Source organism: Spirosoma luteolum (assembly GCF_054778875.1).
In genome coordinates, this window is record NZ_BAAGZE010000001.1 from 209166 (window position 1) to 221103 (window position 11938).

Annotated in this window: 8 protein-coding genes; 5 read left to right on the forward strand and 3 right to left on the reverse strand. The window is 57.4% G+C overall.

Translation table 11 applies throughout. From position 1 onward, the window contains the following. Window positions 1-8 precede the first annotated feature (8 nt). The 3 genes from ACYVAC_RS00985 to ACYVAC_RS00995 form a co-directional block, all read right to left on the reverse strand. The gene (locus ACYVAC_RS00985) at window positions 9-1403 is read right to left on the reverse strand and encodes an NAD(P)/FAD-dependent oxidoreductase (protein ID WP_461095675.1); all 1395 of its coding nucleotides are present in this window, start codon (window positions 1401-1403) and stop codon (window positions 9-11) included. Window positions 1404-1432: 29 nt separating this feature from the next. Beyond that, on the reverse strand, window positions 1433-3127 hold the full coding sequence (locus tag ACYVAC_RS00990) for an AMP-binding protein (RefSeq protein ID WP_461095676.1): 1695 nt from the start codon (window positions 3125-3127) through the stop codon (window positions 1433-1435). Window positions 3128-3240: 113 nt separating this feature from the next. Beyond that, window positions 3241-4041 (reverse strand): hypothetical protein, encoded by an 801-nt coding sequence (locus ACYVAC_RS00995; protein WP_461095677.1) that lies wholly within the window; start codon window positions 4039-4041, stop codon window positions 3241-3243. A gap of 228 nt (window positions 4042-4269) precedes the next feature. Here ACYVAC_RS00995 and ACYVAC_RS01000 point away from each other — a divergent pair, with 228 nt between their 5' ends. The 5 genes from ACYVAC_RS01000 (at window position 4270) to ACYVAC_RS01020 (ending at window position 11936) form a co-directional block, all read left to right on the forward strand. Further along, window positions 4270-5073: a FecR family protein gene (locus tag ACYVAC_RS01000; RefSeq protein WP_461095678.1), complete on the forward strand. Its 804-nt coding sequence runs from the start codon at window positions 4270-4272 to the stop codon at window positions 5071-5073. A gap of 111 nt (window positions 5074-5184) precedes the next feature. After that, window positions 5185-8286, forward strand: coding sequence for a SusC/RagA family TonB-linked outer membrane protein (locus ACYVAC_RS01005; RefSeq protein WP_461095958.1), 3102 nt, complete (start codon window positions 5185-5187; stop codon window positions 8284-8286). 62 nt (window positions 8287-8348) lie between these two features. After that, window positions 8349-10025, forward strand: a complete 1677-nt coding sequence (locus tag ACYVAC_RS01010; RefSeq protein ID WP_461095679.1) for a RagB/SusD family nutrient uptake outer membrane protein — start codon at window positions 8349-8351, stop codon at window positions 10023-10025. A 195-nt stretch (window positions 10026-10220) separates the two neighbouring features. Next, the gene (locus tag ACYVAC_RS01015) at window positions 10221-11156 is read left to right on the forward strand and encodes a sugar phosphate isomerase/epimerase family protein (protein ID WP_461095680.1); all 936 of its coding nucleotides are present in this window, start codon (window positions 10221-10223) and stop codon (window positions 11154-11156) included. Window positions 11157-11195: 39 nt separating this feature from the next. After that, window positions 11196-11936 (forward strand): 3-keto-disaccharide hydrolase, encoded by a 741-nt coding sequence (locus ACYVAC_RS01020; protein WP_461095681.1) that lies wholly within the window; start codon window positions 11196-11198, stop codon window positions 11934-11936. The last annotated feature ends 2 nt before the right edge of the window (window positions 11937-11938 follow it).

Sequence of the window (11938 nt, forward strand, 5' to 3'; positions counted from 1 at the left end):
GGGTTGCGCTACCCGCTTACGGAGCGTTTCCAGTGTAGCCCAAACAACCCTTTCTTAACCCGGATGCGTGCCGTACGCTCCGGGTTTTCGGTATTGTAGCGGGCAATGATGGCCGCTTCGTGCTGCGCAAAAAACTCGGGGTCAAAATTGGCCTGGGGCAAGTGTTCCAGCGCATAGACAATCGACTGTCCCGTTTCGATCCATTGCTGCCAGACGGCCTGCCGCTGCCGGATTCCGAGGGCATTCATGCCTACCACGGCGCCATCGGCCGCGCGGTAGTTGATTCGCATGGCCTTACGTCCATCGGGGTGTTCCCAGTAGAACGACCGGATGCTGTTATCGGCCGGCAGCTGACTAAGCACCGTTCCGTAGACCTGGTACTCGATGTCGAAGAACTTGGCCGAGTTGAAGAATACGCCCGGCTGGTAAGGCGTGGGCGTTCCCAGAATAGTCTGCGCCACGGTCTCACCCATGATGCGGCCCGTATACCAGATCTGTTCGAGCGGCTTGCGGGACGCCCCCACCGGGTCGACGGGCGGGTTACGGTGCTGTACGCAGTCGCCGATAGCATACACGTCGGGCATGTTGGTCCGCAGCTGGGCATCGACCAGTATGCCACGGTCGGTTTCGAGACCCGACCCTTGCAGGAAAGCAATGTTGGGACTGACGCCAATGGCAACACCGACAAACTGCGCGGGCAGTTCGAGCCCCGCTTTGGTGCGCAGGCTGCTAACCCGCCCTGTGCCATCGTCGCGCAGCTCACTTAGTTCGTCGTCGGTAATCAGGGTAACGTGATGTTCGCGGATATGGCGCGTGACCAGCGCCGACTCGTCGGCAGGCAACACGCTGCGCCAGAAGCTGGATTCACGAATCAGGAACGACACGGCAATCCCGCGCGACTGCAGCATTTCGCACAGTTCGATACCGATCAGGCCGCCCCCCACCACCACCGCCTGACGGATGCCGGCCGTGCTGGCTTCCATCCGATCGAGGTCTGGTTTCCCATAGAGTCCCTGTACGCCGTCCAGCGCTTTTCCGGGCCAGTCGCCCAGGTTGGGCTGGGAGCCCGTGGCCAGAATCAATACATCGTAGGTCAGTGTCGGCTGGGTGGGTGGCGTGGCCCCATCGACGGCCGAGAGCGTCAGCGTACGTCGGCTGGCGTCGAGCTGGGTTACCCGGGCGCGGCACAGGTCGATGCGGTTTTTTGCCCAGAAGAAATCTTCGTAGGGCTTGGTCTGCGCGTAGGTCATATGCCCCATGTAGATGTACATGAGGGCCGTTCGCGAAAAGAAATGATCGGTTTCGGCCGATACGACCGAGATGCGGTCGTTGCTCTGCTTACGCAGGTGTCGGGCGGCTGTTATGCCCGCAATGCCGTTTCCGATAATGACGATATGGCGCATAGCGGGGCAAAGTACAGGTTTTCGCCGAATTAATCGGCCCAGACAATCAGGTCGTGGTGGGCATACCAGGGCTCATAGCGGGGTCCATAGCGCTCGTCGATACTGGCGCGTTTGATTTTCATAGTAGGCGTCATCAGGTTGTTTTCGACTGTCCAGGGCTCGTTTACGACTACCAGCCGGTGCACCCGCTCGTAGGTGTGCATCCGTTCGTTCAACGCGGTCAGGGTCTGAACCAGGCTCTGCGCAACCTCGTTGCGGTCGGCCTGACGGGCCGTTTCCGACAGTACAAGCAGGGCAATCGGCTGGGGCAGCTGCTGACCCGTTACGCATACCTGCTCAATGTGGCTGTTGTCGGCAAAACCGAACTCGATCTGGGCCGGGGCAATGTATTCGCCCTTGGGACCCTTATACATGTCTTTGACCCGACCCGTAATCCGCAGAAACCCATCGCTGTCAACCACGCCCACGTCGCCCGTGTGGAGCCAACCATCCTGCAGGGTCTGGGCCGTAAGGGCAGGTTCGCGGTAGTAACCCGCCATGTTCCACGCCGATCGGGTCAGAATCTCGCCCGTGACGGGGTCAGTGCGTACCTCCATGCCTGTATTGATACGCCCCACGGTGCCATCGTTGATCTGGTTGGCCGGCATCATGGATACGGCGCCCAGATTCTCGGTCATGCCATAAGCCTCCTGAATCTGGATGCCCAGTCGCCGAAACCAGCGGATGAGGGCGATGGGCATGGGAGCCGCGCCGGTAATAATGAGCCGGGCGTCGTTGAGCCCCAGCCCCTCCCGGATTTTACGCTTTATCAGGCCCGATACGATTGGGATACGCAGTAGTGTATTGAGCCTGCGTTCGGGCATTTTAGCCAGAATCCCCTGCTGAAATTTGGTCCAGATGCGGGGTACGGCCAGAAAATGCGTCGGGCGCGCCACGGCCAGATTCTGCGCAAAGGTTGCCAGCGATTCGGCAAAATAAACCGTGCCACCCGTTACCAGACTCGTACACTCCACTACGTTGCGCTCGGCAATATGACACAGCGGCAGGTAAGAGAAAAAGCGCGTAGCCGGCAGATCGTGGCACATCTGCCCGCGCGTTTGCTCGATGGCGGCCATGGTGGCAGCCTGCGTAACCATCACGCCTTTGGGGTTGCCCGTTGTACCCGACGTATAAATAATGGAAAAGAGGTCGTCGGGGTCCGGTACCGGGCTGTCGGTACTGGGTGGGTATTGAGCCAGCATCGTTTCCCAGGCCAGCTCACGGCTCGCCGGGCTGGCGGGTGCGTTGCCCGCATAGGCGGGCAGCGTTATCACCTGCACCCCGCCCGGAATGCCCGTGCGGAGCGAAAGCCAGGTATCGAGCCGACCCGCAATCAGTACGGCGCACCCGCTGTGGGTCATCACCTGCTGCAGCTGGGAACTGGTCAGCGTTGGGTAGAAGGGTACCGATACGTGACCACTTATCTGAATGCCCAGATCGGCAATAAGCCAATGCGCACAGTTTCGGGCAATCAGACCAATAGGGGTTTGGGGCGGCAGGGCCAGTGACCGCAGATAAGCCGCCAGGCTCCGGGCCTGCCGCCCTACTTCTCTCCAGCTGAAATCGATGTATGTGTCGCCAACCGGCTGGCGCAGGTAGATGGCATCGGGCTGACTGGCCTCCCAATCGTAAAAGTGCTCAATGAGGGACTTACCTGTGTTCGGGTAAGGTGAAGTAGGTTGCATAGCCTTGTCATTCGTGCAACCAAATATAATTTTTTTACCAGTAAATTGATTTATAAAAAGAAATTGGCGTACACAAATGGCATATTCCTGACCGTTTTGCCTGCCTGTACATATCAGGAATTAGTACGCTTCCTGGCTTTCTGTCGCTTGCGCCACGTTTTGATATCGGCCGTCAGGTTTTCCAGGAAAAACGACGGACCGACCGACAGATACAACCCACTGTAATTGATCTGACTTTCGGGTATATCTTTTTTGAGTACAAATCGGTAACCCGTCAACACGTTGAACCCGAACCAGCGCAACGGTTTAAACCACCGGAGGTAAGGAAACTGATACGCCATCGACACCCCAATACCAACCGGAATAAAGATACCTCTGGCTACTTCCTTGTCGTTGGCCGGGTCACTAAGCTCATAGCGTGAGTGCCCATAGCCGATCTCGGTGGGGAGACTAACCTCGAAAGGCCCCCGCCGGTAGAGGTAGCGTTCATAGTAAAGCGTAGCAATACGCAGGTGCCTGGTTACCTGCGCCGACGTGTTAGGCAGTAGGCCCGGCCGGTTAAGCTGCTGATTCACAAAGTAAAAGCCTGCTCCCGCTTTAAAGCTGGCCGATCGGCCACTGGTCAGCCCTTTGCGCGCACTGCCCGACGGAAACAGAAATCCGGCCCGGATACCATATACGCTCACCGGAATGCGTCGGTCGTTTTCATTGCGCGTATCGCCAAAGAAAAAAAAGCGCTGATCGGTCGATGCCGTAAAGGTCAGCGAGTTAGGCGGTTTGGGTTTGGTGTGAGCCGAATCCACCAGCACCACTTTGGTCTGCAGAGGCCTGGCCGTGACTGAAAAGGCACCGATTAAAAAAAAAGAAAGAAATAATTGAACAAAGGGCGGTAGAAACGACCGAATTACGCTCATAGAAATGTGTGTGTTGGCTAACACATAACCACCCGACGGGCCAATAGTTACCTGACCCGAGTTTGTGCGTCTGCTTTTCTGAGCGTAGCTCCGGCAACCGCCCGCAAACGGCCACACATACTATAGTGAATCCGTAGATCAACAGACTAAATATGGCAAAAGCGAGAAAAAATATAAGTAGAAACACTTACTAATTCCGCTTTTGTCTTCACGTTCTTACCCTTGCCTGTGTCAAGAAAACCGTATTCAGCTTACTCTGCCGAGGAATTTGCACTCGACGACTTGTTTGTCCGCTGGGTTAAGCATCCGGACGATGAGGAAGTAGCGGCCCACTGGAATCTGTGGTTGAGCTATAATCCGCGCTGCGCAGACACTGTTGAGACAGCCCGCTTTCTGATTCGGAATGTTTCGCAGTTTCCGGCCAACGGGCTGTCGCCCGATGAAACGGCCAGTGTTTGGGGGCGCATCCGCGGATCGCTCCAGACGATGGAGGATTTGCGACCGCTTCAGCCCGACGTCCGGACAATGGTGGGCTGGTGGTACTTTTTCCGGACCATGGCGGCTGCCGTCGGGCTGGTACTGCTGGTGGGCTGGGCTGTCTGGATGCAGTATGGCCCTAACCAGCTGGAAGAAACGATACGAACGACCAACGAGCCCCCCCGGCTGGTTCAGTTGCCCGATGGGTCGCGGGTGAAACTCTACCCAAACAGCCAGCTGCGCTACAATCGGCAGGGCTTCACCAACCGCCTGTCCGACGAGGCACCCCGGGCAGTATGGCTCGACGGCGAGGCAGATTTCACGGTAGCGCAGTTGCCCGACACCGCATCAGCACACCGGTTCAGGGTACACACGAGCGACGTCACCGTCGAGGCCGCCGGTACTGACTTTGCGGTGCGCCACTGCCCCGAGGGTACCCGGGTAGCGCTGCGGTCGGGCATCGTCAACCTGCTGGTGAGCGAACATAAGCCCATGCGGCTGCTGCCCGGCCAGGCTGTAGAGGTCGCCGGCGGACTTATCCAGGCTTTACCTTAACCAATGCATATTTCCTAAATCTGTTAACAAATGAAGCAAACCACTACTCACCATCGCCCATTGGCGGGACGCCGGCCCTGGCTACCGCTGCTGGGTCTGACGGCACTCACGATGCTGAGTGTTCCCTCCTTCAGTACGCCACTGGTGCCCTACTTGACCAGTGCGACGCCCGCTCAGGACCGGGTTGTGACGGGTAAGGTCATTTCGGCCGACGACAACACCGCTCTGCCAGGTGTAAGCGTAACCGTGAAGGGCACGACGCGCGGTACTACCACTGATGCCAATGGTACTTACCGCATCAACATCCCCAACGGTGCCGTTTCGCTGGTTTTCTCGGCCGTAGGCACCACGTCGCAGGAGATTGTGGTCGGTAGTCAGTCGACTATCGATGTGACCATGTCGAGCGACAACAAGACGCTGAACGAAGTCGTTGTGGTTGGGTATGGTACGCAGAAGAAAAGCCAGACGACTGGGGCCATCGGGTCGGTAACGGCCAAACAGCTCACCGAAATGCCCATCACCAACGTAGGGCAGGCCCTGCAGGGTCGCGTGGCGGGGGTCGACGTAGCGCAGTCGGGTAGCCGGCCGGGCTCAACGCCAACCATCCGGATTCGGGGTCGTCGGTCGTTCAACGCCGGTAACAACCCGCTTTATGTTGTTGACGGCATACCCCTCGTGGGCGACCGCAATGAACTCTTGTCGGGACGGCCTCAGGTACTGGGCTCCACACTGGATTTCGTATCGGGCGGCTATGAAGATATTAACCCCAACGATGTAGCCTCAACCGAGATTCTGAAAGACGCTTCGGCCACCGCTATCTACGGCGCCCGGGGCGCCAACGGGGTGGTACTGATTACCACCAAGCGCGGCAATCCAACGGGCAAAACCACGATCAGCTACGATAACTACGTCGGCGTAACCGATCCGCTCGACAAGGTCAACCTGTTCAACGGGCCCGAATTCACCGAATTTGTTCGGGAAGCATACCGAACGACCGGCAACTACAAAGATGCCAATGGCAACCCTGTTCCGACCGGAGTGGGCGATGCGTTCGCCGATTCGAAAGTCGCCGTACTGGGGGGTGATCCAGCGGTAGCCGCCGGGATTGCTGCCAACCGCGACACCGACTGGCAATCACTGATTCTGCGGCAGGGTTTCCAGCAGAACCACTCACTGGGCGTTCAGGGGGGCAACGAAAAAACGCAGTTCTACATCTCGGCCGGGTATTTCCAGGACAAAGGTATTATGCCAGGGCTCGATTATACGCGGTACACCCTGCGCGCCAACATCGACCACCAGATTAACCGGGTGGTGAAAGTGGGACTGTCGTCGCACCTGATGTATAGCCTGCAGAACGGCGCCACGCTCAACCCGTACAACTTCACGCTCCAGCAAAACCCGCTGGGCCGTCCATACGACGACAATGGCAATCTGATTTTTGCGCCCACCAATGATGCCCTGCTGACCAACCCGCTGGCCGAAGTGGTGCCGGGTGCCCAGATCGACGAGCGCAAGAAATACCGGATTCTGAGCAGCATCTACGCCGAAGCCAAAATCATGGACGGACTGACTTACCGCCTGAACTTCGGACCTGACTTCTCGATCCGGCGCGATGGCCGCTTCATCGGCGCACAGACCAACGCCCGCAAAGGCGGTGACCCGCAGGCGGCAACGACCAACCAGTTTGGCTTCAACTACACGATTGAGAACATCCTGAACTACAGCAAGACGTTTGGCAAACACAGCCTCAATGTAACAGCCGTTCAGTCTATCCAGCGCGACAACTTCGAGCTCAGCAGCATACAGGTGCAGGGGGTTCCGGCCGAAACGCAGCAGTTCTACAATGTGGGCAACGCCAGCCTGCCCCTGGGTGTAGGCAGTGGTCTGATTCAGTGGACCATCAACTCGTTCATGGGTCGTATCAACTACGATTACAACGACCGGTTTCTGGTGACGGTCACCGCCCGTCGCGACGGCAGCAGCCGGTTTGGGGTCAACACCAAATACGGTACCTTCCCTGGCGTAGCCGTAGCGTGGAACATCAGCAATGAACCCTTCCTGAAAGGCGTTACGTGGCTCGATCAGCTTAAAATCCGGGCCAGCCGTGGGGTGGTCGGTAACCAGGGCGTGTCGCCCTATCAGACACAGGGGCTGCTGGGTCGCACCATCTACGCCTTCGGCAATGCGGCCGCGTATGGCTACCGCCCCAGCACTATTGGCAACCCCGATCTGAAATGGGAGTCGTCTACCTCGACCAACGTCGGAGTTGACTTTAGCCTGTGGCGCGGTCGCGTGTCGGGTTCGGTCGAACTGTACCAGACCAATACCAACGACCTGCTGCTGTCGGATCAGCTGCCTACCTCGATTGGCTTTAACGCCGTGACGCGGAACGTGGGCGAAACCCGTAACCGGGGTATCGAAATCGGCCTCAATACCGTCAACGTCAACACGGCGGGCGGCTTCAAATGGTCGACCGACTTCCAGTTCACCAAAAACCAGGAAGCCATCGTATCGCTCTATAACGGTGCAGTCGACGACGTAGGTAACAAATGGTTTATCGGCAAGCCGCTGACCGCCCAGTTCGATTACAAGAAAGCGGGTATCTGGCAAACGAGCGAAGCCGACGCGGCCAAATCGTATGGCTTTGTGCCGGGTCAGATCAAGGTGCAGGACACCAACGGCGACGGCAAAATTACGCCCGACGACCGCGTGTACCTCGGGTCTGAAATTCCGAAATGGTCGGGTGGGATTACCAACCGGTTTGCTTACAAAGGGTTCGACTTGTCGTTCTTTATCTACGGCCGGCTGGGCTCGACCATCCTGAGCGGTTTCCACCAGAACAACAACGCCCTGGCGGGTCGCTACGAACAAATTAAGGTAGATTACTGGACGCCCAACAACCCGACCAACGAGTTTCCGCGGCCTAACTCGAGCCAGGAGTTCCCGATCTACAACACGGCGATCATCTACTTCGACGGCAGCTTCGTGAAAGTACGGAACATCAACTTCGGCTACACGTTCCCGCAGTCGTTCACCCAGAAACTGCGCCTGCAGTCGCTGCGCCTGTTTACCAGCATTCAGCAGCCGTTTATCTTCTCGAGCTACCGGTCGAAGTACAACGGCGTTGACCCCGAAACGAGCAACGGTAACGTAAGCAACAGTGTCGTACCGGCAACCCGGGTGGCAACGTTTGGTCTGAACGTTAAATTCTAAACCCGTTGTGGGCTTGTGGGGCCGGCCCCACAAGCCCAACAGCGCCAACCGAATCAGCTTCCATGAAATCATCCTACTTTTTTTCCGCCATCCGCGTGCTGACCATCGCCGTACTGCTGCTTATGGGTCAGTCTTGTAAAAACGTGCTGGACGAAACCGTTATCTCCAGCATTGGCAACGATTATATCAACACCCCTAAGGGTTTTGAAGATGCCGCCCGGGCTGCGTATTCATCGCTCCGGATTTACTACGGCACCGAGCAGGGCCTGACCATGAGCGAATACGGCACCGACCTGTTCCGGGCCGGCGCCGATGGCAGCTACAAAGGTTTCCACTTCTACGATTCGCAGCTCAACAGCTTCGTCGATTACATGCAGCAGATCTGGGAAGAACTCTACCGGGGTATCAACACCTGCAATGCCGTGATTGGCCGGGCACCCACTGCTACCGGCATTACCGACGCAGTAAAAAAGCAGCGTGTTGCCGAGATGAAGTTTCTGCGCGCGCACTATTATTTCCTGCTCGTACAGCAGTGGGGTGGCGTTGACCTGCGCCTGACCGAAACGCTGGCCCCAACCAAAGCCACCTCGCGTGCCTCGGAAGCCGATGTGTATAAGGCGATTATTGCCGACCTGCAGGCCGCTCTGCCCGACCTGGATTCCAAAATCCGCTCATCGGATTATGGCCGTGCCACAAAAGCCGCTGCCGAGCACCTGCTGGCCAAGGTGTACCTGACCAAAGCAACTTCCTCGGCCAAAGCTGCCGACGACTACGCGCAGGCCGCTACCTACGCCCAGAACGTAATCAATAACTACGGTTTCAAACTGCTGCCCGACTTTGCCAGCGTATTTGCCCAGGGCGCCGGCGAGATCAGCGACGAAGTAATCTTCGCGGTTCAGTATACGACCGACCCCCTGACCAACGATCAGGGCAACTCGCTCCACCTCTATTTTGGTATGCAGTACGACGTGCAGCCGGGCATGGTACGCGACATTGTAAACGGCCGGCCCTTCAAACGGCTGCGCCCCACAGCCTACCTGACCGATGTGGTGTTCCAGGACCGGGTCAACGATTCGCGCTACAAGAAAACGTTCAAGGATACCTGGCTGAGCAACAGCCCCGGCACGTTCAACACCAGCTTCGATGCATCGAAAGCCAAAGTGACCTTTAAACTGGGCGATACAACGATCTATATCCCTGGCGTAGAATGGACCCAGGCGCAGCGGGCGGCCAAGCCCTACCAGGTGCTGGTTCCGAGTGCCTACACAGCCGCGCTGTTCCCCACGCTCCAGAAGTTTCTGGATCCCCTGCGGCCCGACCGGACCTATACGCAGGGTAGCCGCGATTACCTGGCCTTCCGCCTGGCAGAGACCTATCTGATCCTGGCCGAAGCTCAGTTCTATCAGGGTAAATCGGCCGATGCAGCCGCGTCGATCAACAAGGTGCGCGTACGCGCTGCCTGGCCGGGCAAAGAAGCCGCCATGGCTATTTCGACCGGTGATGTCAACCTCGATCTGATCATGGCCGAGCGTGCCCGCGAACTGGCTGGTGAACAAACCCGCTGGCTCGACCTCAAGCGATGGGGTAACCTGGTCGATCGGGTGCAGAAATACAACCCCGATGGAGCAGCCAACGTGAAGCCCATTCACCTGCTGCGGCCTATCCCGCAAACCCAGATCGACCGCTCGGACAAAACAGCCGACGGCAAGCCGGGCTTTGCGCAGAACCCGGGGTACTAATCTCCGCCTGACCTGCTGACTGATGGAGTCGCTCTGGCTGTAAACGGCCGGAGCGACCCCATCTTTTTTTCGCAAAAAATAGCAGTAGAATACCATACGACCGGACTTTATCACTTGTATTCGTTGTTGACATACGCCCTTTATGACGAAAGTCAGTACCCAGTCCTATACTGACTACTTCCTATCCCCTTTACTATGAAAGAGACTGTAACCAGAAGACAGTTTCTAACGACAGCCAGCCTATCGGTTCTGGGCCTCACCGCCGGAGCCAATGGGCTGGCTGGATCGTTAGGAGACCTTGTCAAAAAATCGGGCCTTCAACTCGCTTACTCGGCCATTACGTGGGGCGGCAACGATGCCCAGGCCATCCAGGATCTGTCGGCACTGGGCTACCACGGTATTCAGCTCCGGGCCAATACCTTCGGCCCTTACCGGGCCAAACCCTCCGAGCTGAAAGCCCTGCTCGATCAGCATCGGCTCAAACTTGCTATGTTTTCGAGTGGTAACGTCGAGATCGATCCGGCCAAGGAGCAAAGTACCATCGATACCCACGTGGCTCACGCCAGTTTCGTTAAAGCGCTGGGCGGTTCGGCCATCCAGCTGACCAACTCCCTGCGGGTGAAAGGCCAGACGCCTACCACCGCCGAGCTGAAACGCCTGGCCGCCGTCATGAACGAGATTGGCAAACAGACAGCCGCAATGGGCATTCAGACGGCCTACCACAACCACATGAATCAGTTCGGCGAGACGCCCGAAGAAGTAGATGTGATTGTGCAGGCGATGAACCCGGCCTACTGCAAACTGCTGCTCGATATTGCCCACTACAGACAGGGGGGCGGTCAGCCCGAGCAGGCCGTGAAACAGTATAAGGACGTACTGTATGCGCTTCACCTGAAAGATACGATGTCGCCCCTGCCCGAGCAGCCCGACAATGCCAAAGCCTACAAATTTGTGGAGCTGGGCCGGGGTAACGTCGATGTGCCCGCCGTGCTGGCTGCGCTGAATGCCATCAATTTTAAAGGCTGGGGCATCGTTGAACTCGACGGGGTGCCCGAGAAAGACAAAACGCCGGTGCAGTGCGCCCAGATCAATAAAGATTACCTGACCAAAACGCTGCGGCTAACGCTCTAGCCGTCGCAGCGGGTCAATGTTCGTACCCTGTATACAACCATGAAAACAACCCTGATCACGGGGCTGCTGCTGGGCCTCCTGGCCTTCGATGCGCCCCAGACGCCCAACACCCTCACAGCGGCCGAGAAAAAAGCCGGCTGGAAACTACTATTCGACGGCAAAACCACCAACGGCTGGCGGGGCGCCTACAAAGATAGCTTTCCGGCTAAAGGCTGGGCTGTAGAAGATGGCCAGCTGACCATTCAGAAATCAGACGGTTCCGAATCGCAGAGCTTTGGCGACATCGTTACGACCGATGAGTTCAAAGACTTCGACCTGATGTTCGATTTCAAGCTAACCGAAGGCGCTAACAGCGGTGTCAAATACTACGTAGCCGAAGAATCGCCCAAGCCGAAAGGATCAGCTTTCGGGCTGGAATTCCAGGTGCTCGACGATGATCGCCACCCCGACGCGAAGATGGGCCGCGATGGCAACCGGACTGTTGGTTCGCTCTACGATCTGATTACAGCTACTGGCAAGAAAGCAAACCCGATTGGCGAATGGAACACGGGCCGGGTACTGGCCAAAGGCAACCACGTGGAGCATTACCTTAACGGGCAAAAAGTAGTATCGTATGACCGGGGCAGCGAAGCCTTCCGGAAACTGGTAGCCCTGAGCAAGTACAGCGCTCCCCAGTACAATACCAACGGACGCTTTGGCGAAGCCCCTAAAGGCCATATTCTGCTGCAGGATCACGGCGACCGGGTCTACTACCGCAACATCAAAATCAAAACCTTATAAGC

What these genes read in the sequence shown, in the direction of transcription:
- ACYVAC_RS01010 (WP_461095679.1), top strand. Translation starts at nt 8,349, where the DNA reads ATGAAATCATCCTACTTTTTTTCCGCCATCCGCGTGCTGACCATCGCC.
- ACYVAC_RS00985 (WP_461095675.1), bottom strand. Translation starts at nt 1,403, where the DNA reads ATGCGCCATATCGTCATTATCGGAAACGGCATTGCGGGCATAACAGCC.
- ACYVAC_RS00990 (WP_461095676.1), bottom strand. Translation starts at nt 3,127, where the DNA reads ATGCAACCTACTTCACCTTACCCGAACACAGGTAAGTCCCTCATTGAG.
- ACYVAC_RS01005 (WP_461095958.1), top strand. Translation starts at nt 5,185, where the DNA reads ATGCTGAGTGTTCCCTCCTTCAGTACGCCACTGGTGCCCTACTTGACC.
- ACYVAC_RS01020 (WP_461095681.1), top strand. Translation starts at nt 11,196, where the DNA reads ATGAAAACAACCCTGATCACGGGGCTGCTGCTGGGCCTCCTGGCCTTC.
- ACYVAC_RS01015 (WP_461095680.1), top strand. Translation starts at nt 10,221, where the DNA reads ATGAAAGAGACTGTAACCAGAAGACAGTTTCTAACGACAGCCAGCCTA.
- ACYVAC_RS00995 (WP_461095677.1), bottom strand. Translation starts at nt 4,041, where the DNA reads ATGAGCGTAATTCGGTCGTTTCTACCGCCCTTTGTTCAATTATTTCTT.